Origin of the sequence: Aurantimonas sp. A3-2-R12, from assembly GCF_036016755.1 — a bacterium.
Lineage (GTDB): Bacteria > Pseudomonadota > Alphaproteobacteria > Rhizobiales > Rhizobiaceae > Aurantimonas > Aurantimonas coralicida_A.
The window spans coordinates 1-19,512 of sequence record NZ_JAYXIH010000059.1 but is presented as its reverse complement, the minus strand read 5'-3'; the positions used below and the strand labels follow the sequence as shown (position 1 = coordinate 19,512).

25 protein-coding genes are annotated in these 19,512 nt (G+C 65.9%); 12 read left to right on the top strand and 13 right to left on the bottom strand.

What is annotated here, in order from left to right; all coding sequences use genetic code 11:
* Window positions 1-383 precede the first annotated feature (383 nt).
* Window positions 384-1,109: a DNA polymerase III subunit epsilon gene (dnaQ, locus tag VSX60_RS20310; protein WP_327626072.1), complete on the top strand. Its 726-nt coding sequence runs from the start codon at window positions 384-386 to the stop codon at window positions 1,107-1,109.
* A 96-nt stretch (window positions 1,110-1,205) separates the two neighbouring features.
* On the opposite strand, the gene secB is transcribed toward dnaQ, so the two are convergent.
* The gene (secB, locus tag VSX60_RS20305; RefSeq protein WP_327626071.1) at window positions 1,206-1,736 is read right to left on the bottom strand and encodes a protein-export chaperone SecB; all 531 of its coding nucleotides are present in this window, start codon (window positions 1,734-1,736) and stop codon (window positions 1,206-1,208) included.
* 174 nt (window positions 1,737-1,910) lie between these two features.
* Complete coding sequence (locus VSX60_RS20300; RefSeq protein ID WP_327626070.1) at window positions 1,911-2,462, bottom strand: FxsA family protein; 552 nt, start codon at window positions 2,460-2,462, stop codon at window positions 1,911-1,913.
* A gap of 160 nt (window positions 2,463-2,622) precedes the next feature.
* Between VSX60_RS20300 and VSX60_RS20295 the strand changes: the two genes are divergently transcribed.
* The 5 genes from VSX60_RS20295 to VSX60_RS20275 all read left to right on the top strand — a co-directional run bounded on the left by VSX60_RS20295 (window position 2,623) and on the right by VSX60_RS20275 (window position 6,376).
* Entirely contained in the window at window positions 2,623-3,330 is a 708-nt protein-coding gene (locus tag VSX60_RS20295; RefSeq protein ID WP_327626069.1) for a Tim44/TimA family putative adaptor protein, read from the top strand.
* 21 nt (window positions 3,331-3,351) lie between these two features.
* The gene (gene mltA, locus VSX60_RS20290) at window positions 3,352-4,458 is read left to right on the top strand and encodes a murein transglycosylase A (RefSeq protein WP_327626068.1); all 1,107 of its coding nucleotides are present in this window, start codon (window positions 3,352-3,354) and stop codon (window positions 4,456-4,458) included.
* Window positions 4,455-5,018, top strand: coding sequence for a Smr/MutS family protein (locus VSX60_RS20285; protein ID WP_327626067.1), 564 nt, complete (start codon window positions 4,455-4,457; stop codon window positions 5,016-5,018). Before mltA ends, VSX60_RS20285 begins: the two co-directional genes overlap by 4 nt.
* Window positions 5,015-5,413, top strand: coding sequence for a helix-turn-helix domain-containing protein (locus VSX60_RS20280; RefSeq protein WP_327626066.1), 399 nt, complete (start codon window positions 5,015-5,017; stop codon window positions 5,411-5,413). The genes VSX60_RS20285 and VSX60_RS20280 overlap by 4 nt, the downstream gene beginning before the upstream one ends.
* Window positions 5,414-5,581: 168 nt before the next feature.
* Entirely contained in the window at window positions 5,582-6,376 is a 795-nt protein-coding gene (locus tag VSX60_RS20275) for a class II glutamine amidotransferase (protein ID WP_327626065.1), read from the top strand.
* Between the two features lie 31 nt (window positions 6,377-6,407).
* Here VSX60_RS20275 and hslU read toward each other — a convergent pair whose 3' ends face one another.
* Window positions 6,408-7,709 carry an ATP-dependent protease ATPase subunit HslU gene (gene hslU, locus VSX60_RS20270; RefSeq protein ID WP_327626064.1) on the bottom strand — a complete coding sequence of 434 codons (1,302 nt, stop codon included), beginning with the start codon at window positions 7,707-7,709 and terminating at the stop codon, window positions 6,408-6,410.
* Window positions 7,710-8,084: 375 nt separating this feature from the next.
* Here hslU and VSX60_RS20265 point away from each other — a divergent pair, with 375 nt between their 5' ends.
* Together VSX60_RS20265 and VSX60_RS20260 are read left to right on the top strand one after the other, a co-directional pair.
* A complete protein-coding gene (locus VSX60_RS20265; protein ID WP_327626063.1) occupies window positions 8,085-8,795 on the top strand; it encodes a helix-turn-helix transcriptional regulator in 711 nt (236 codons plus the stop codon).
* A 38-nt stretch (window positions 8,796-8,833) separates the two neighbouring features.
* Window positions 8,834-9,448 carry an alpha-ketoglutarate-dependent dioxygenase AlkB family protein gene (locus VSX60_RS20260; RefSeq protein WP_327626062.1) on the top strand — a complete coding sequence of 205 codons (615 nt, stop codon included), beginning with the start codon at window positions 8,834-8,836 and terminating at the stop codon, window positions 9,446-9,448.
* Between the two features lie 21 nt (window positions 9,449-9,469).
* On the opposite strand, the gene sbmA is transcribed toward VSX60_RS20260, so the two are convergent.
* From sbmA to VSX60_RS20235, 5 genes are all read right to left on the bottom strand, one after another.
* Window positions 9,470-10,729: a peptide antibiotic transporter SbmA gene (sbmA, locus tag VSX60_RS20255; RefSeq protein WP_327626075.1), complete on the bottom strand. Its 1,260-nt coding sequence runs from the start codon at window positions 10,727-10,729 to the stop codon at window positions 9,470-9,472.
* A 141-nt stretch (window positions 10,730-10,870) separates the two neighbouring features.
* Entirely contained in the window at window positions 10,871-11,830 is a 960-nt protein-coding gene (gene coaA / locus VSX60_RS20250) for a type I pantothenate kinase (RefSeq protein ID WP_327626061.1), read from the bottom strand.
* Complete coding sequence (locus VSX60_RS20245; RefSeq protein ID WP_327626060.1) at window positions 11,830-12,171, bottom strand: phosphoribosyl-ATP diphosphatase; 342 nt, start codon at window positions 12,169-12,171, stop codon at window positions 11,830-11,832. The genes coaA and VSX60_RS20245 overlap by 1 nt, the downstream gene beginning before the upstream one ends.
* Window positions 12,172-12,299: 128 nt before the next feature.
* A complete protein-coding gene (hisF, locus tag VSX60_RS20240) occupies window positions 12,300-13,085 on the bottom strand; it encodes an imidazole glycerol phosphate synthase subunit HisF (protein WP_327626059.1) in 786 nt (261 codons plus the stop codon).
* A gap of 156 nt (window positions 13,086-13,241) precedes the next feature.
* Window positions 13,242-13,808 (bottom strand): Uma2 family endonuclease, encoded by a 567-nt coding sequence (locus VSX60_RS20235; protein WP_327626058.1) that lies wholly within the window; start codon window positions 13,806-13,808, stop codon window positions 13,242-13,244.
* A 59-nt stretch (window positions 13,809-13,867) separates the two neighbouring features.
* Between VSX60_RS20235 and VSX60_RS20230 the strand changes: the two genes are divergently transcribed.
* Window positions 13,868-14,731: an alpha/beta fold hydrolase gene (locus VSX60_RS20230; protein WP_327626057.1), complete on the top strand. Its 864-nt coding sequence runs from the start codon at window positions 13,868-13,870 to the stop codon at window positions 14,729-14,731.
* A 17-nt stretch (window positions 14,732-14,748) separates the two neighbouring features.
* Here VSX60_RS20230 and VSX60_RS20225 read toward each other — a convergent pair whose 3' ends face one another.
* From VSX60_RS20225 to hisB, 5 genes are all read right to left on the bottom strand, one after another.
* Window positions 14,749-15,306, bottom strand: coding sequence for a Uma2 family endonuclease (locus tag VSX60_RS20225; protein ID WP_327626056.1), 558 nt, complete (start codon window positions 15,304-15,306; stop codon window positions 14,749-14,751).
* 85 nt (window positions 15,307-15,391) lie between these two features.
* On the bottom strand, window positions 15,392-16,132 hold the full coding sequence (hisA, locus tag VSX60_RS20220) for a 1-(5-phosphoribosyl)-5-[(5-phosphoribosylamino)methylideneamino]imidazole-4-carboxamide isomerase (protein WP_327626074.1): 741 nt from the start codon (window positions 16,130-16,132) through the stop codon (window positions 15,392-15,394).
* A 5-nt stretch (window positions 16,133-16,137) separates the two neighbouring features.
* Complete coding sequence (gene hisH / locus VSX60_RS20215; RefSeq protein ID WP_327626055.1) at window positions 16,138-16,791, bottom strand: imidazole glycerol phosphate synthase subunit HisH; 654 nt, start codon at window positions 16,789-16,791, stop codon at window positions 16,138-16,140.
* Window positions 16,791-17,273: a DUF2628 domain-containing protein gene (locus tag VSX60_RS20210; protein WP_327626054.1), complete on the bottom strand. Its 483-nt coding sequence runs from the start codon at window positions 17,271-17,273 to the stop codon at window positions 16,791-16,793. The genes hisH and VSX60_RS20210 overlap by 1 nt, the downstream gene beginning before the upstream one ends.
* 25 nt (window positions 17,274-17,298) lie before the next feature.
* Window positions 17,299-17,907 carry an imidazoleglycerol-phosphate dehydratase HisB gene (gene hisB, locus VSX60_RS20205; RefSeq protein ID WP_327626053.1) on the bottom strand — a complete coding sequence of 203 codons (609 nt, stop codon included), beginning with the start codon at window positions 17,905-17,907 and terminating at the stop codon, window positions 17,299-17,301.
* Between the two features lie 175 nt (window positions 17,908-18,082).
* Here hisB and VSX60_RS20200 point away from each other — a divergent pair, with 175 nt between their 5' ends.
* The 3 genes from VSX60_RS20200 (at window position 18,083) to hslV (ending at window position 19,351) form a co-directional block, all read left to right on the top strand.
* Complete coding sequence (locus VSX60_RS20200) at window positions 18,083-18,316, top strand: DUF4160 domain-containing protein (RefSeq protein ID WP_327626052.1); 234 nt, start codon at window positions 18,083-18,085, stop codon at window positions 18,314-18,316.
* Window positions 18,309-18,722: a DUF2442 domain-containing protein gene (locus VSX60_RS20195; protein ID WP_327626051.1), complete on the top strand. Its 414-nt coding sequence runs from the start codon at window positions 18,309-18,311 to the stop codon at window positions 18,720-18,722. Before VSX60_RS20200 ends, VSX60_RS20195 begins: the two co-directional genes overlap by 8 nt.
* A gap of 62 nt (window positions 18,723-18,784) precedes the next feature.
* Window positions 18,785-19,351 carry an ATP-dependent protease subunit HslV gene (gene hslV, locus VSX60_RS20190; protein WP_442873134.1) on the top strand — a complete coding sequence of 189 codons (567 nt, stop codon included), beginning with the start codon at window positions 18,785-18,787 and terminating at the stop codon, window positions 19,349-19,351.
* The last annotated feature ends 161 nt before the right edge of the window (window positions 19,352-19,512 follow it).

The window sequence follows — 19,512 nt, the reverse complement described above, 5'->3', positions numbered from 1 at the left end:
GTTCCGCCTGGGTCTCTTGCTCATCGTCTCTCCTGATCTCGGCCATCCTGGCCGCCTTCAGGCAGACAATCCACTCAGCACGCTGTCCAATTTTCCCGAGCCACCTCTGGCCTCATCGCTCCTTCGGCCCGCTGGTCCTGTGAAAATCTCATGATCTTTGGAGACAATCACGCTCTCGATGAGACCCTTGAGCCAATCGACAGCGCACAGGTCGATTGGCAGGCATGGGCGCGAGCCAATCGATTTCTGTAGTGGGAGGCTAAAGGAGGCGGCGCATTAATCAGAACACAACAAGAACAATCACTTCGCCGGTGGATAGCCTCCACCCCACCCCTTGCCTCTTCCGCTCCGCTGCATGACAACACCCCAAAGCGGGGGATGGCATGCGGGAAATCGTCTTCGACACCGAAACCACGGGTCTCGACCCGGAGGTCGAGCGGGTGATCGAGATCGGCGGCGTCGAGTTGTGGAACCACATCCCGACCGGCAAGAGCTACCACACCTTCGTCCGCCCGGCCGGCCGCAAGGTGGATCCCGGCGCCTTCGACGTCCACGGCATTTCCGATGAGTTTCTGGCCGACAAGCCGCTGTTCGAGGAGATCGCCGGGGAATTCCTCGAGTTCTTCGCCGGCGCCCGGCTGATCGCCCACAACGCCGCCTTCGACACGCGGTTTCTCAACGCCGAACTGAAGCGCATCGGCCAGCCGCCGATCGACCCGTCGGTCGTCATCGACACGCTGCCGATGGCGCGGCGCAAGTTCCCGATGGCGCCAGCAACGCTCGACGCCTTGTGCTCGCGCTTTTCGATCGACACCAGCCGTCGCGACAAGCACGGGGCGCTCTTGGATTCGGAGCTTCTCGCCGAGGTCTATATCGAGCTGATCGGCGGCCGGCAGGCGGCGCTGGGACTGGCGGTGGAGATCGATACGGCCGGCGACGGGACGGATGGCGATTTCGGCAGGATCGAGCCGCGGCCGGTGCCGCTGCCGCCCCGGCTGACGGCGGACGAGGCCGCGCGCCACCGCGCCTTCGTTGCGACGATGGGCGAGGAGGCGCTGTGGTGGCGTTTTCTGGAGCGCCCGCAGGCGGCAGCGACGACCGACGCCTGATCGCGCCCGCGCAAGGTGCTGGTCATCAAAACGCCGGCGGCATCGTGCGATGTCGCCGGCGTTTCTTGTCTCAAGGAACGATGAAGCGACGTCGCCTCAGGCAGTCTGGACCTGCTGGCGGGCGCGCTCCTCGGCCATGCGCTGCTGGAACAGCTGCGAGAAGTCGATCGGGTCGATCATCAGCGGCGGGAAGCCGCCATTGCGGGTCACGTCGGCCATCACCTGGCGGGCGAAGGGGAACAACAGCCGCGGGCATTCGATGAACAGCACCGGCAGGAGATGCTCCTGCGGGAAGTTCTGCAGCTTGAAGACGCCGCCATATTCCAGCTCGACATTGAACATCAGCTCGGCGCCCTCGCCGGCCTTGGCGTTCATCGTCAGCCGCACGTCGTAGTCGCCGTCGGAGCCCTCGATCGGGTTGGCGCCGACATTGACGCCGATATTGATGGCCGGCGCCTTGGTCTGGCCGCGCAAGACGCCCGGCGCGTTCGGGCTCTCGAAGGAGAGATCCCGAATATACTGGGTGAGGATGTTGATGCTCGGCGGCGTCGCGGGCTGTGCGGCACCGTCGCCGGTGGCGGCACCATTGCCGTTGCCGGTGGTCTTCTGATCGTTTGTGTCGGACATGTTGGCTCCCGTCTCGATGCTGGTCCCGGCTGATGTCGCCGCGAAGGCGCGCCCGGTGCCAGTGTTAGCGGGCCGGGCGCTATGCCAGGCCGGCAGGAAATAATGGGCGCGAGCGCTATCACGCGGTCAAGGCGAGGACAAGATGAAGGCCGACCTCGCGCCGCCGCGTCCGGCTCAGTGCAGGATGCGGCCTTGCGGCGTGTCGTCGCCATCGCGCTTGTCGTTCCAGGGCGAGGAGGCGTCGGGCCGGCGCTCGAACTCCTCGCCGCTGAGATCGACCACGTCCGGCCCGCCGCCAGCCCGCGGGTCGGGCTGTGGGCCGCGGGCGCCGGAATTCCACGTGCCGGATGTCCCAGCCCCTTGCGCCACGACGACCACGCGGCTTTTCATGAAATTCCAGATCCCGTCGCGGATTTTCGGCACGAACAGCAGGAAGCCGATCGTGTCGGTGACGAGGCCGGGGGTCAAAAGCAGGATGCCGGCCATGGCAATCATAACGCCGTGGACGAGATCGCGCCCCGGCATGCGCTTGGCGCGGATGTCGGCCTGGATGCGCGCCAGCGTCGACAGGCCCTGCTGCTTCAGCAACAGCGTGCCGACGATCGCGGTCAACAGGACGAGACCGAGCGTCGGCCACAGGCCGATCATGTTGCCGACCAGGATGAACACGGCGATCTCCAGGATCGGAATTACCAGGAGCAGGAAAGGGATCAGGGCGAAGGGCATGGTTTGGTCACTCCTTTGACGGCATAATGCCCCTCATGCGCGTTTCGGGCAGCACCGCGTCGCAAGATCAGATAGGAAGTCCCGAAACGAATTTGAATGCATAGCCGGCCGTCTCTATATGGGGGCGAATGGCATGTGCGACGGCGAGGCGACAGAACCAATGAGTTTCGGGACGATCTTTTTCATAGTGCTTGCGGCGATCGTCCTGTTTCAGCTGCGCAGCGTTCTCGGCCGGCGTACCGGCAGCGAGCGCCCGCCCTTCGATCCTTATTCGCGGCGAGAGGGGCGGCCAGGGGAAGCCGCGCCCAACGACAATGTCGTCACCTTGCCGCACCGCCGCCTTCCCGGCGGTGATGTCGCCACGCCCCCGAATACCTACGAGGCCATCGACAAGCTGGCCGCGCCAGGCACCCCGCTCAATGGCGAATTGCGTCGCATCCGCGACGACGACCCGAATTTCGAGCCGGGGGAATTCCTCGAGGGCGCCAAGCTCGCTTATGAAATGATCGTCACCGCCTTTGCCGACGGCGACCGCAAGGTCTTGCAGAACCTCCTGTCGAGCGAGGTGTATCAGGGCTTCGAACAAGCGATCACCGACCGCGAACAGCGCGGCGAGCGCATGCAGTCCTCCTTCGTCGGCATCGATGACGCCGAGGTCGTGTCCGCCGAAAAGAAGGATCGCGAGGCGCTGGTGACGGTGCGTATCGTGGCGCAGCTGATTTCGGCCGTGCTGAAGCCGGACGGCGAGATCGTCGAGGGCGATCCGGAAGCCGTCGTCGAGGTCAAGGATGTCTGGACATTCTCGCGCGACATACGCTCGCGCGATCCGAACTGGAAGCTGGCCGGGACCGAATCCGAAGAAGACTGAACCGGAGCGGCGAGCCCTTCCATGACCCGCTTCGTGCGCCGCAGCTTCGCCGACCTGCCGGGCTGGGCCGAAGCCGATCACACCCTGGCCTTCGCCGCATTTCGCGACAGCGCTCCCCGGTTCCTCAAGGACGAGGTGTCGGCGGGGTCTCTGGACATCGCGCCGGGCGCCTTTCGGCCCGCCGCGGAAGCGGCGATGGCCGCTGGCGATCTGGATGGCGCGGTGGCGCGGTCGTTCTTCGAGACGCATTTCACCCCGCTGCGCATCCTGCCGGAAGGCACCGAGGCCGACACGCCGGGCTTCGTTACCGGCTATTACGAGCCAATCGTCGCCGCTTCGCCGGTGCGCACCGATCGGTTTCGGTTCCCGCTCTACGCGCGACCGCAGGATCTGGTGAAGATCGACGACGTATCGCGCCCGCCGGGGCTTGATCCCTCGTTCCGCTTCGCGCGTCGCACCCCTTGCGGGCTGCTCGATGAATATCCCGACCGGGCCGCGATCGAAGCCGGCGCGCTGGCCGGCCGGGGTCTCGAAATCGCCTGGCTCGACGATCCGGTGGAGGCGTTCTTTATCCACATTCAGGGATCGGCCCGGCTGCGCCTTCCGGGCGGGCGCGAAACCCGCGTGAGCTATACCGCCAAGACCGGACATCCGTTTACCGCGATCGGCCGTAGCCTGGTCGATGAGGGCGAGCTCACGCTGGCCGAAGCCGACATGGACGGCATCAGGGGGTGGCTGGCGGCACATCCGGAGCGGCGGCAGACCCTGTTCAACCGCAATCGCTCCTTCATCTTCTTTCGGGACATGCCGGTGAACGACCCGGCAAAGGGCCCGATCGGCGCGGCAAAGGTGCCGCTCACGGCGCTGGCCTCGATCGCCGTCGACCGGGAACTCGCGACCTTCTGCGTGCCCTATTTCATCGACGCGCCGCAGCTTGTCGTGGCCGGCGAGCCGTTCCGCCGCCTGATGATCGCGCAGGATACCGGCTCGGCCATTCTCGGACCTGCCCGCGCCGACATTTTCGTCGGTTCGGGACCGGACGCCGGCCGGATCGCCGGGCGGATTCGCCACGCGGCGGATTTTCATGTCCTGGCGCCGGCGAGGCTCGCCGAAAGTCTGGCGCGGTGAGGCGCGGACGACGCCTCAGTGGCGAGGATGCCCGTTTGTGGGCGAGCGTCGCCCGCACGGCGATGCCGCTGAAGGGCAAGGCGCATCCGAAAATGCCCGAGGAGCCGTCGCAGGATAAGCTGTCACCAGCCTTTACCGCCGCTAGCGGGCGGCAGGCGGCGGAGACCGCCGCACCCGGGCCGTCGGCGGCGCCGGAGCGCAGTGGCCGGCGGCTGACCCAGCATCCGATCGAAAGGCCGACGCGTCGCAAGATCGCCAAGGGCCGGGTCGCGATCGAGGCGCGCATCGATCTGCACGAGATGACGCAAGAGGTCGCCCACGACGCGTTGCTCGGCTTCCTGCGCCAGGCCCAGGTGATGGGACTGCGCCATGTGCTCGTGATCACCGGTCGCGGGGCTCGTCCGGGCGCTGCGTTTGGATCGCGCGGGGTGCTCAGGCGGATGGTGCCGCTGTGGTTCGCCAATCCGGAATTCCGCCCGCTGGTGTCCGGCTTCGACAGCGCCGAGCGCCATCACGGCGGCGCGGGTGCGCTCTATGTGCGGGTGAGGCGCTTCGCATGACCCCCTTTGGCGAGAAGATCCGCGTCATGCGCAAGGAGCGTGGCGTGACCCAGGGCGAAATGGCCGCGGCGCTCGGGATTTCGAGTGCCTATCTCTCGGCGCTCGAACACGGCCGGCGCGGACGCCCGACCTGGGAACTCCTGCAGCGCATCATCGGCTATCTCAACGTGATCTGGGACGAGGCGGAGGAGCTGGAGCGGCTGGCCGAACTCTCGCATCCGAAGGTCACGGTCGAAACCGCCGGACTGAGCCCCGAGGCGACGGCGCTGGCCAACCGGCTGGCCGAGACGATCGCGATCCTTCCCGCCGGCGACATAAAGCGCCTGCTCGCCGAGCTTGAGACGGCCGCCACGCGCGCCGAGGCGGCGCTGAAGGAAAAGCGGCGACGGCGATAGCTGCGGTTGCCAATGGGGCGGTTGTGACCCTCCGGGCGTCGATCGATTCACGTGAAACGGACGGCCACGGGGGCAAATTCTTAAGCGTCCGTTAACCATGACCACATCAGACTGGCACGTCCCCGCGACGACATGGTCGTGGCCAACCCTCTCGCGGTGTCACGCCCGATGTGCCGTCTTCTTGCCTATGCCGGCCCGCCCATCTTCCTCGACCGGTTGCTGGTCGAGCCGCGTGCCTCGCTGATCTCCCAGTCCCTCGCGGCGCGCGAAGCCAAGACGATCGTCAATGGCGACGGCTGCGGCATCGGCTGGTATGGCGAGCGCCCCGAGGCCGGCGTCTATCGCGGCATATCGCCGGCCTGGTCGGACGCCAATCTCGTTTCGCTCTGCCGCCAGATCCGCTCACCGCTGTTCCTGGCGCATGTGCGCTCCGCGACCTACGGCGAGGTCTCCACGGCCAATTGCCATCCCTTCGCGGACGGCCGGCATCTGTTCATGCACAATGGCCAGATCGGCGGCTATGAGCGCCTGCGCCGGCGCATCGATGATCTGATCCCGGACGCGCTCTATCCGAAGCGACGCGGGACCAGCGATTCGGAGGCGATCTTCCTGGCGGCGCTGGGACGCGGCCTCGACGACGATCCCGTCGGCGCCATCGCGGCAACCCTCACCGCGATCGGGTCGACGGTTCGCGCGACGGGTGAGACTGCACCGCTTCGCTTCGCCGCCGTCCACAGCGACGGCGAGACCCTCTGGGCCTATCGCTGGGCCAATGACGGCTTGCCGCCGTCGCTGTACTGGCGCCGCGAGGGTGACGGCATCGTCGTCGCCTCGGAGCCCTGCGACGCGGACGCCGGAAACTGGACGATCGTGCCGCCGGCCTCGGTGCTGGTGGCAAGACGCGACGGTACCCCGCGGATCGTTCCGTTTGAGCTTGCCGCGCCGGCCCGCGCCGCCGCGTGAGACCGCGGGCACGGGCCGCCAGGCCGTTGCTTTAGAGGATGAACCGCGACAGATCGGTATCGCCAGCGATGCCGTCGAGCGCCTTGTGCACATAGGCGGCGTCGACCCGGTAGCTCTCGCCCGGCTTGTCGGGCGCCTCGAAGGAAATCTCGTCGAGCACCCGCTCCATCACCGTCTGCAGCCGCCGCGCGCCGATGTTCTCGATCGAGCCATTGAGCGCCACCGCCGTGTCGGCGATGGCGTCGATGGCGTCGTCGGTGATTTCCAGATCGACGTTCTCGGTCTTCATCAAGGCGATATACTGCTTGATCAGCGAGGCCTCCGTCTCGGTGAGGATGCGGCGGAAGTCCTCCTTGGTCAGCGCCCGCAATTCGACGCGGATCGGCAACCGGCCCTGCAGCTCGGGCAGAAGGTCCGACGGCTTGGAGACGTGGAACGCACCGGACGCGATGAACAGAATGTGATCGGTCTTCACCGGCCCGTGCTTGGTCGCGACCGTGGTGCCCTCGACCAGGGGCAGGAGATCGCGCTGCACGCCTTCGCGCGATACGCCTGCCGAATGCCCGTCCTTGTTCGCCACCTTGTCGATCTCGTCGAGGAACACGATGCCGTTGTTCTCGACCGCGTCTATCGCCTCGCGCACCAGCTGCTCCTGGTCGAGCAGCTTGTCGGACTCTTCACCGATGAGGAATTCATAGCTCTCGCGCACGCTGGTGCGGCGCTGCTTGGTGCGGTTCATCGCCTTGCCGAACATCTCCGACAGATTGAGAACACCGATATTGGCACCCGGCATACCGGGGATTTCCATGCCGCCCATCGGATTGCCGGTGTCGGCGACCTCGATGTCGATGTCCTTGTCGTCGAGTTCGCCCGACCGCAGCTTCTTGCGGAAGGAATCGCGGGTCGCCGGCGAGGCGGTCTTGCCGACCAGCGCGTCCAGCACCCGGTCCTCGGCGCCCTGATGGGCTTTCGCCTTCACCTCCTCGCGCTTTTTCTCGCGTACCAGGCCGATGCCGATCTCGACGAGATCGCGGATGATCTGCTCGACGTCGCGGCCGACATAGCCGACCTCGGTGAACTTGGTCGCTTCGATCTTGATGAACGGCGCGCCGGCGAGCCGCGCGAGACGGCGGGAAATCTCGGTCTTGCCGACGCCGGTGGGTCCGATCATCAGGATGTTCTTGGGCATCACCTCTTCGCGCAGGCTGCCTTCGAGCTGCTGGCGTCGCCAGCGATTGCGCAGCGCCACCGCGACGGCGCGCTTTGCGTCCTTCTGGCCGATGATGTGACGATCGAGTTCGGAGACGATCTCGCGGGGGGAAAAATCTGTCATGACGTCTTCTGGTTGGATGAGACGCGGAGCGCCGAGGAGGGTCGTTTTCGCCGGGGGCAAAAATATTCTGGATGCTACATGGGGGCTACAGGACGCCCTTGCCACCCGTTGCGCCCGCCCTCCGAACCGCCGCATGCGGCAAGAACACGCACAGGCGAGTGCTGAGGAGGCCGTTGTCAAGTCTACCAATCCGGCCCGGATTGGGATCAACATAGCCTGTCCGATTCGGGGACCCTCAGTGGGAATCGAGACGTGGAGATGGGAGATCGCGAGAGGCGGTGCGGCGATGCGCGGTGCGACGAGAGCGGGCGGACACGGTGTGAGCCGGCCGCAAGACCAAAGGGAACGGGCTGTTTTTCCGGAGACGGAGGCGGCATGAGCGGCGCGCTCGAACGCCTCTCGGCCGTCGCGGCGCCCTGGGATGACGAGCGCCTCTCGACACTGCTCAATAGGATCGCGGCCGATTACGGCTTCTCGCATGTGGCGGTTCTGGCGATGCCATCGACCGACGATGGCGGCATGGCGACGCGTTACCTGCTGGGCAATTGGCCGGACGACTTCGCCCGCTCCTACGAGCAACTCGGGCTGCACCGTTTCAAGCTGGTGGTGGGGGCATTGCAGGCCGATCCGATGCCCTTCGTCTGGGACATCGAGACGCTTTACGGGGCCGACGAGCCGGAACCGACCCCGGCGGCCCAGATGCTGCTCGAGGAAGGCTATCTGGCCGGCGCGCTGTTCCCGGTTCACGGCCTGACCGCCTTCAGTGGCGCCCTTTCCTTTGCCGGCAGGGCCCCCAATCTGTCAGCACAGACGGTGCGCGAGCTGCATCTGATTGCGTTCACGGTGTTCGGCATGCTGGCCGCGGCGCGTTTCGAGGAGAACCGCAAGAACAACCCGCTGTCGACGCGCGAGCGCGATTGCCTGAAGCTTGCCATGCTAGGCAAGACCTCGTCGGAGATCGGCACTATCCTGTCGCTGTCGGAATACACGATTTCCCAGTACCTCGCGGCGGCGACGCGCAAGGTGAACGCATCGAACCGCACTCATGCCGTCGCGCTGGCGGCGCAGCTGGGCTATCTGTCGTGAGCAGCGATCGTCATGCGGATGCGTCGGTCTGACCCCTCATGAACGTGCTTCCCAAAGGCGTCCGGCACAGTCCGGGCCATCTTTCCCGCGACGATCAGGTCGCGCTGCTTGAGGCGATCCGTGCCGTCGTCGCGGCGGCGCCGCTGTTCCAGCCGGTGATGCCACGCACCGGCAAGCCGCTGTCCGTGCGCATGACCAACTGCGGCGGCCTCGGCTGGGTCGCCGACCGCGCCGGCTATCGCTATCAGCCCACCCACCCGGTGACCGGTGCGCCTTGGCCGGCGATGCCACCCCAGCTTTTGCAAATCTGGGAGGACATGTCGGGTTTCGACCATCCGCCCGAGGCCTGCCTGGTCAATTTCTACGAGACCGGCACCAAGATGGGCCTGCACCAGGATCGCGACGAAGAGGATCTGGCGGCGCCGGTGGTGTCGATCTCGCTCGGCGACGACTGCCTGTTCCGGGTCGGCGAGACCACGCGCGGCGGACGAACCACGTCGATCCGGCTGCAATCCGGCGACATCGTCGTGCTCGGCGGTGAGGGGCGCCTCGCCTTTCACGGCGTCGACCGGATCTATCCGGCCACCTCGGCGCTCCTGAAGAACGGCGGCCGCATCAATCTCACCCTCAGGCGGGTGACGCGGCCGGCATGAGGCGAGTCTGGGGAGCGCGCCTCACGCTTCGGCGCCCGCCTCCCGGCCCTCCAGCCAGCGCTGGTCGATCTCCGGCAACGGCTCGTCGTCGATCGCCGCCTCGAAGCCCCTGAGACGTTTGTAGATCGACAGAAGCTCGACGATCGTCGTCCAGGAGTTCACCAGATACTGAAACGACGAGCGCACTTGCTCGAAGGCATTGAGAATCTGCGTCATCACGCCGAGGGTGATGGCGCCGGCCACGATCGTCGGTGCCAGCATCAGCATCGGAAAGATGTTGTCGGTCTGCAGATAGGCGATGCGGGCGACGTTGAAGTACATGTAGTGGAAGTAGAGCCGGAAATAATTCCGCCTGACATGCGAGAACAGCTCGGCGACCACCGGGGGCTCAGCCCGGGCGCCGTCGTCCTCGCCATAGACGAGCTCCTTGCGATAGGCCGCCTCGACCCGCTGGTTGCGGAATTCCAGGCCCGGGAGCCTGATACCGACGATGGCCAGGAACGCGGTGCCGAACAGCGACCAGACGATCGCCGCGATGACCAGGGCGTAGGGCACCTCGCCAACCAGCGGCAGCGTCTTGACGTTGGCCGAGAGCACCAGAAGGACGGGCAGGAAGGCGATCAGCGTCATGACCGAATCGATCAGCCGGACGCCGAGATCCTCCATGGTGGTCGAGAAGCGCATCGTGTCTTCCTGGACGCGCTGCGAGGCCCCCTCGATGCGGCGAAGCTTCGGCCAGTACGACATGTAGTAGTCGTTCATCGCCGTGCGCCAGCGGAAGATGTAGTGGCTGACGAAGAAGCGGGTGAGCACGCCGACGGTAACGGCGACGAAGGCGATGCCGGCGAAGGTCAGCATCTCGCCGTAGAATTCCTCGATCGTTACCGGCCGCGATCGCGACAGGGCGGCCTGGATGAAGTCGTAGAACGGCCCGTACCAGGCGTTGATCGCGACGCTCACCTGCACCTGAAAGTAGGTGGTGAAGAGGATCAACGCCGATCCGAGGATCGACCAGAGCGCCCAGGGATGCGGCGCATAGACCATCCAGAAGGCCGCGAAGATCGCGACGACGATGGCGAAATAGACGTAGAACCACAGGAAGGCCGGCGACCAGAAGATCGAAACGCCGATGATCGGCGGCGCGTTTTCGGCGAGCGGCGGCAGTCCGAACCAGGCGCCAGCGTCGGCGCCGAAGACGTACCAGGCGGCGACCGCGACGGCGGTCCACGCGATCGCCGACAGAAAGAACAGCTTCGGCTGGGGAAAGAAGGAGACGAACACGGCGGCGGGGCTCCTCGATGATCGCATGGACGCGATCCGATGGGATGATGGCAACGACCATCTTAGTCGGTGTCGGGAGGAACGGCGCGGTGAAAACCGCGTGACCGGAAAGCGCCTCGCGCCTGTTCGGTGTCCGGCGCTCTATAGCTTGCGCAGCGCGACCTGCTCGGTCAGGTGGTTCGGCCCCTTGCGCAGGATCAGGTCGGCGCGCGGGCGCGTCGGCAGGATATTCTCGTAGAGATTCTTGCCGTTGATGTTGCTCCACAGGCCTTCGGCGATCTTCAGGGCCTCGTCCTGTGGCACCTGCGAATAGCGGTGGAAAAACGAGTCGGTCTCGCGGAACGCCGTCTCGCGCAGCCGCATGAAGCGCTCCACGTACCAGCGCTGGATGTCGACCTCGTCGGCGTCGATATAGATCGAATAGTCGAAGAAGTCGGAGACGAACGGCACGGCCTTGCCGTCCTTCGGCATGTCGCGCACTTGCAGGACGTTGAGCCCCTCGAAGATCAGGATGTCGGGTCGGTCGATGGTGATGCGTTCGCCTGGCACGACATCGTAGACGAAATGCGAATAGACCGGCGCCTCGACCCGCGGCACGCCGGCCTTGATCTCGGAGAGGAAGCGCAGGATCGTGCCGACGTCGTAGCTTTCGGGAAACCCCTTGCGTTGCATCAGCCCCTCGGCCTCCAGCACGGCATTGGGGTAGAGGAAGCCGTCGGTGGTGATCAGGTCCACCTTGGGCGAGGACGGCCAGCGGGCCAAAAGCTCCTTCAGGACGCGGGCAGTGGTCGACTTGCCGACCGCGACCGAGCCGGCGATGCCGATGATAAACGGCGTCTTGGGATGGGCGCCGCCCTCCGACAGGAATCGTTGACGCTGGCGGAACAGCAATTGCGACGATTCCACATGGGCATAGAGCAGCCGCGAGACGGCGAGATAGATGCGGGCGACCTCGTCGAGATCGACCGGGTCGTTCATGGAACGGAGCCGGTTGACCTCGTCCTCGGTGAGCGTCAGCGGAGCGTCGGCGCGAAACTTCGCCCATTCGGCGGCCGAGAAGACCCGATAGGGCGAAAACTTCGAGGGCGCGAGCTGGTCCATCAGCCGTTCGCCTGTCCCAGTTCCGGCGGCCGGCCGGCTTTTTCGGCGATCCCCGTTTGCGCCGTGCGCCGCTGAAGTTCGTCCATCACTGCCGCGAGCGGCACATGGCGAAGCTGCAGCGCGACCATGAGATGATAGAGGAGATCGGCCGCCTCCGAGGTCAAACGCTCGTCGTCCTGCGAAACCGCCGCGATGACCGTTTCGACCGCCTCCTCGCCGAGCTTCTTGGCGACATGACCGATGCCCTTGGCGGCCAGCGAGGCGGTGTAGGAGCCGCTATCCTTGGATGCGGCACGCGCGGCGACGATCGTCTCCAGATCGGCGAGGGTGAAGCCTATCATGATGCCCTTTCGCTATGCGGTCTTTCCAGCGTCATTCAAGAATGCGGAGCCAATCTTGGCCGGAAGCATGCTGTCGTTGAGACATCTACAGCGGCGCTGGAGCGGATGCGAATCTCGCGAACCATTGCTCAGTCGACCGGGTCGAGCCGCATCGGGATCGAAGCCGCCGCCATATGCGCCTTGGCTTCGCCGATCGTATGGGCGCCGAAATGAAAGATCGAGGCGGCGAGGACCGCTGCCGCGTGACCGTCGCGGATTCCCTCGACGAGGTGATCCAGCGTGCCGACGCCGCCCGATGCGATCACCGGCACGCCAACCGCGTCGGCGACGGCGCGGGTGAGGTCGAGGTCGAAGCCGGATTTGGTGCCGTCGCGATCCATCGAGGTGAGGAGGATTTCGCCGGCGCCGAGCGAGACCACGCGCCGGGCGAAGGAAACGGCGTCGATCCCGGTCGCGGTGCGCCCGCCATGGGTGAAGATCTCCCAGCGCGGCTCCTCGCCTGCCGCGGTGACGCGCCGGGCGTCGATGGCGACGACGATGCACTGGTCGCCGAACTTGTCGGCCGCCTCGGCGACGAGTTCCGGCCGGTTCACCGCGGCCGTGTTGATCGCGACCTTGTCGGCGCCAGCCAGAAGCAGCCGGCGAACGTCGGATACGGCGCGCACGCCGCCGCCCACGGTCAGCGGCATGAAACAGTGCTCGGCTGTCTGAGCGACGATGTCGAAAATCGTCTCGCGATTGTCGGAGGACGCGGTGATGTCGAGGAAGCAGAGTTCGTCGGCGCCCGCCGCGTCATAGACCTGTGCAGCGGCCACCGGATCGCCGGCATCGACAAGTCCCTCGAAATTGACGCCCTTGACGACGCGGCCGTCCTTGACGTCGAGACAGGGAATGATGCGCGCCTTGAGGGTCATGGGGCGGTCGCCTTTCTGCCAGCGCCTGTTCTGGCGCCGGCTGGTGCAGGTCCGGATCATCGCGGCTGCCACGGCGGTCGAGAGTCGGCCTGGCGGCCAAGGCGATCGGGTCTGAAGCGGCAAGAGACGGGTCCGGTGCGGTCTGAACTTTGGACCTTATGCGATGCCGCGATACAGATCGGCAAGGGCCAGCGTGACGCCGAGGCCGGTGAGAGGCAAGGTTTCCTCGCGTCCGACGATCATCTCCGGCTTGGCGAAGGCCCCTTCCTCGTCGCGGCTCCACAGCCAGACGCGAGGCTCGTCCTGGGCGAGGACGAGGTAGTGCGAAAGCGATGGGATCGCGGTGTATTCCTCGGCCTTTTCGCCGAAATCGACGGCAAGCGAGGAGGGCGAGAGGATTTCCGCCAAGAGAACCGGCGCGCGGGCGGCAAGGTCCGAACCGCTGCCGCCGGCCCGGTCGACGAAGACGTCGGGGTAGCGAATCCCGGCGGGCGTTTTCACGGCGAAATCCGCCGAGCCGATGTCGAAGGCGGCGAGGTCGAGCTTCGCGCCAAGCGCCAGGCCCAGAAGAAAGGCCAACTTGGCGTGGTTTCGCGATACGTTGACCATCATCTCGACGATCCTCCCCCGCACGAATTCGCGCTTTCCCTCGCGCCCCTCGTTCCAGCGCAGGAAGTCGTCCGCCGTTTTGATGGCCGATGCCTGGATATTCATGGTGGTCATGATAGAGCCGAACCGGTCTTCGATGAAGGCCAAATCCATCAGGCGGTTTTGGAGCGGCAATGGCGAGCGACGCGGCGCAACGACGGACGATCGAGGCCGGCGATCTGACGGTCGCCTATCGCGATGCCGCGGCGGCCACCGAGACGGGCGCCCCGCCCCTGCTGCTGTTGCATGGCGCGGTCCAGACCAAGGCAGTGTGGTCCGCGCAGATACCGGCGCTGTCGCAGTTTCGGCGGATCGTCGCCCCCGATTTCCGCGGCCACGGCGAAACGCGCGGCGATGTTGGCGGTCTCTCGGTGGAAACCCTTGCGGAGGACGGATTCCGGTTTCTCGACGCGCTGGGCATCGATCGCGTGTCGCTCGGCGGAGTGTCGCTTGGCGGTATGGTGGCGCTAGAGATGGCGGCGCGAAAGCCCGAGCGCGTCGAAGCGCTGGTTCTCGCTGATACGCCGCTCGCGCTGTCGCTGCACGGCCCGGTGCGATCGATCCTGGAAGCACTGGGGCCGCAGCGCATCCTGTCGCCGCTGTTCCGGCTTTTCGGCCAGCGCCGCACCGCGCGGCTGGGTATCGCCTCGGTTCGGGCGGCATTCGGGAACAAATGGGTCGGAGCCGACGCCGAACGGCACTTCATCGCGGGTTTCGCCACCATGCCGCCGGCGGCAATTCTCGCGACCTATGAGGCGATCGTTGCGGCCGACCCAGCGGCAATCCGCGCGCTCGACATTCCATGTCTGGTCATTCTGGGAGATGACGAAGTGTCGCTGGTGGTCGACCACGCCGCCGAAATCGCACGGCGGATCGGCCGCGCCGAAATCGTCCGCGTTAACGGCGGCCATGTCGCCAATCTCGATGCGCCGGAGGCATTCAACGAGGCGGTGGCGGCGTTTTTGGAGCGCACGGAACCAGACCCAACGCAATCTTGACCTTGCCGTCGTTGGCGTCAGGCAATGCCGCCATAGAGTTCCTGGAGCGAAAGTTCGGTCCCGAGGCCGGGAAGGGGAGCGGCCTCCTCGCTCCCGACGATCATCTCCGGTTTGCCAAAATCGCCGTCGCCGCCCCGGCTCCAGAGCCAAATGCGGGCCTCGTCCTGAGCCAGAACCATATAGTGCGCCAGCGATGGGATTGCCGTGTACTCTTCGACCTTCTCACTGAAGTCGATCGCCAGGGAGGAAGGCGACAGGATCTCGGCAACGAGGACCGAGCAGTCCGTGGCGAGATCTGACGGATCGCCCTCGCGCCGCGTCACCATGACGTCGGGATAGCGGACGCCGAACGGCGTGCGGACCGCGAAATCGGCGACCGTGACGAGGAATCCGGTATGGTCCAGCTTGCTTTTCAGGAGAAAGGCCAGCTGCAGAGTCAACTCGGCGTGCCGCCGTGTGCCGCCGGTCATCATCTCGACGATCCTCCCGCCTACGAACTCGCGCTTGCCCTCGCGCCCTTCGTTCCAGCGCAGGAAATCGTCGGCGGTCCGGATGGCATTCTGCTGGATGTTCATTGCCGAAATCTAGCGCTTGCCGAACGGATCAGCAAACCCGGAGCGAGAGGACCTCCCTGCTTCACGTGAAACATTCCCGAGGCGGTCAGCCCGCTCCTTGCAGGACCTTCAGCGCTTCCCGCGCGTCGATCCGCCCGTCATAGAGGGCCCGGCCCGAGATCGCGCCTTCGAGCTTGTGGGCGTCGGGCATGGTCAGCCGCACGACATCGGCGAGCGAGGCGAGGCCGCCGGACGCGATGACGGGAATGGACATGGCCTCGGCCAGATCGATGGTGGATTCCCAGTTGATGCCGGCCAGCACCCCGTCCCGGTCGATGTCGGTGTAGATGATCGCGGCGACGCCCGCGTCCTCGAACCGCCGGGCCAGATCGATCGCCGTCAGCGCGGACGTCTCCGCCCAGCCCTCGACCGCGACCTTGCCGCCCTTGGCGTCGACGCCGACGGCGATGCGGCCGGGAAAGGATCGCGCGGCCTGTTTCACGAGGTCCGGATCGCGCACCGCCACCGTGCCGAGGATGACCCGCGCCAGACCCTTGTCCAGCCAGCGCTCGATGTCGGCCAGCGTCCGGATGCCGCCGCCGAGCTGGATGCTCATGTCCGCGCCGACGGCCGCAACGATGGCCTCCACCGCGCCGCCATTGACGGCCCTACCCTCGAAGGCGCCGTTGAGGTCGACCACATGCAGGTGGGAAAAGCCGGCGTCGCGGAAATCCCGCGCCTGCGCGGCCGGGTCGGCGTTGTAGACCGTCGCCTCGTCCATGAGGCCGAGCTTGAGGCGCACGCAGGCGCCGTCCTTGAGATCGATGGCGGGAAAGAGAATGGGCAAGGGCTTCAAGGCGTCCATTGGAGGAAGTTGCCGATGAGAGCCAGACCGAACCTCTGGCTTTTTTCGGGGTGAAACTGGGTGCCGGCCTTGTTGCCGCTCACAACGATCGCGGTGACCGGGCCGCCATAGTCGGTCGTGGCGACGACATCGGCTTCGTTCGTCGCGACGAGCTGATAGGAATGCACGAAATAGGCGTGCAGCCCCGCGTCCCCGGTCGCGATGCCGGCGAGAAGCGGGTGGGCATGTCTCACGTGAATCGTGTTCCATCCGATCTGCGGGAGTTTCAGCGACGGATCGGACGGCACCATCTTCTCGACGTCGCCGGCGATCCAGCCGAGCCCCGGCGTGATGGTCTTTTCGAGCCCGCGCGAAGCCATCAACTGCATACCGACGCAGATACCGAGAAACGGACGTGCCTTGGCTTCCACCGCCTCGCCCAGCGCCGCGACCATGCCGGGCACGGCGTCGAGCCCGGCCCGGCAGTCGGCGAAGGCGCCGACGCCCGGCAGGACGATCCGGTCCGCCGACCGCACGGCCTCGGGGTCGGCGGTGAGCAGGATCTCGGCCTCGATGCCGGCCTCGCGGGCGGCTCGCTCGAAGGCCTTCGTCGCTGAGTGCAGATTGCCCGAGCCATAGTCGATGATCGCGATACGCTGCATTATCGCGTCCCCGTCGTGCCGAAGAATCCGCCGGTGCGGGCCGGCGCTGGTTTGTGGCGCTCGGCCGTCCACGAAGCGGCGGCGAGCGCTGGCTGTGCTGCCGGGGCGTCGACCGGCCGGCGACCGCCGCCATAATATGTGAGTTCGGCCTCCGCCAGATCGGCGGCCTGGAACGCGGCGACCTCGCGCCAGCCCTTGCGCCGATAACGCGCGGCGCGAAGGCTCGGTCCCTCCAGCGCGATCAGCAGCCCGAGCAGGAATTGCAGGACGGCCGCTGTCAGGTCGAAGCCCTGCTCGCCGAGCAGCGTGATGGCAAAGGACAGCGCCAGCGCGGCGATCCCCGCCAGCCAGAGGCGGTAGCGGAAAAGCCACAGGAAGGTGAACAGCAACGCCCAGAACGAGAACGCGTCGCGCACGAACACCGCGTCCTTCGCGCCGTCGCTTTCCGGTGGTTCAAAGACGATGAAACGGGTCAGCGCCATGGTCGTCCCGATCGCGTTGCCCGGCTCACGCCAGCGTGCCCTTGGTCGACGGGACGAGGTCGGCCTGGCGCGGATCGATTGCCACCGCGTCGCCGAGCACGCGCGCCACCGCCTTGAAGCAGGTCTCGGCGATATGGTGGGCGTTGGCCCCGGCCAGATTGGTGACGTGCAGCGTCACGCCGGCGTTCTGGGCCAGCGCCTGGAAGAACTCGCGCACCAACTCGGTGTCGAAGCCGCCGATCTTGTCGCGCGTGAAATCCGCCGAAAACACAAGGAACGGCCGACCCGACACGTCGATCGCCGCGCGCGTCAGGCATTCGTCCATGGCCAGATCCAGCGAGGCATAGCGGCGGATGCCGCGCCGCTCGCCGAGCGCTTGTCTGATCGCCTGGCCGAGCGCGATGCCGGTGTCCTCCACCGTGTGGTGATCGTCGATGTGGAGGTCGCCCTTGGCGGCGACGTCCATGTCGATCAGCGAATGGCGCGACAGTTGTTCCAGCATGTGGTCGAAAAAGCCGACCCCGGTCGCGATCGTCGACCGTCCGGTGCCGTCGAGATCGACGCGCACGCGGATGTCGGTTTCCTTGGTCTTTCTCTCGACGACGGCGTCGCGCCGTCCGGCTGTCTCGCCCATTTGCTGTCACCTTCTCGCGGATGTCGCCCGGCTTCTAGCACCGGGGCCGTGGCCCTGTCATGGGGGGCATGCCGGAGAGCGCCGCACATTCCCTTTGCAATCTCGTAGATTGGCACCTCGGTTCTCTATCAGCGCGCACTATTGAAAAACCCAACATGTTGGGTTAAATGCTTTCATGGTTACTGTCCTGCGTTCCCTCGGGCTGCGCGTCGTTATCTACCTCAACGATCACGAACCGGCGCACGTCCATGTCTACGGCGATGGGCAGGCCCGTATCCATCTGACCGGCGCACGGCCGATGGTGATCGAGCAAAGGCGCATGACCAGGGGCGAATTGCGCAAAGCGCTGGCGCTGGTGGCGGAACACCAGGCAGCGCTGCTCCGGCGGTGGGAGGAGATTCATGGCTGAGTTCGAACTGACAGATGCCGAGTACGACGCAGCGACGCGGCGCGGCAAGCAAGCGGGCGCCGGGCAGCCGCAGCCGGTTTCGGTCCACTACGATGCGGAAACCGGCCGGGTCGTCGTGGAATTTCTCAACGGAGCCGCTTTCATGGTCCCGACCCGGTCCCTTCAGGGGCTCGAAAAGGCGTCGGATGCCGATCTGGCAGATGTCGAAGTTCTCGGAGACGACGGCCTCCATTGGGAACGGCTCGACGCCGACTTCACCATTGCCGGCTTGATGGCCGGGGTGTTCGGAACACGCTCCTTCGTCGATGTGGCACGGAAAGGCGGCAAGGCCCGGAGCGCCGCCAAGATCGCCGCGTCCCGGACGAATGGCGCCAAGGGCGGTCGGCCGCGCAAGGCGGCTGGGTGACCCCCCACTTGGCAATTCCTTTTGCCGGGTCCACATGGGACGCGGATGAAAAGGACGCGACCATGAGCATTGAGAACCACGACCCGGCCACGATCTACGGCACCACCATCGTCACTGTCCGCAAGGGCGGCAAGGTGGTGATCGCCGGCGACGGCCAGGTGTCGCTTGGCAACACCGTGATGAAGGGCAACGCGAAGAAAGTCCGCCGCATCGGCAAGGAGGGCGCCGTGATCGCCGGCTTCGCCGGTGCCACGGCCGACGCCTTCACGCTGCTGGAGCGGCTGGAGGCCAAGCTCGAGCAATATCCCGACCAGTTGATGCGCGCCTGCGTCGAGCTCGCCAAGGACTGGCGCACCGACCGCTATCTGAGGCGTCTCGAGGCGATGATGATCGTCGCCGACAAACACGTCACGCTGACGCTCACGGGCAATGGCGACGTGCTGGAGCCTGAGCATGGTGTCATCGCCATCGGCTCGGGCGGCAATTACGCGCTCGCCGCCGCGCGGGCGCTGGCCGAGACCGATTACGACGCCGAGGAGATCGCCCGCCGGGCGATGAAGATCGCCGCCGAGATCTGCATCTACACCAACGACAATGTGGTAGTTGAGAGCCTCGATACCGCAGGGTGAAAGTCGCCGGGATCGGGACAACAGCCCGCTCGCTCGGCTGCTGGTGCAGCGATTAGAGCGTCAGGCGATTAATCTGCAACATAGCCAGCGGCCTTGAGGTAGTTCCAACATTCTTCGGGCTCGAACAGGTCGCAGATGTTGCCGACTGCACGCCAGAGATC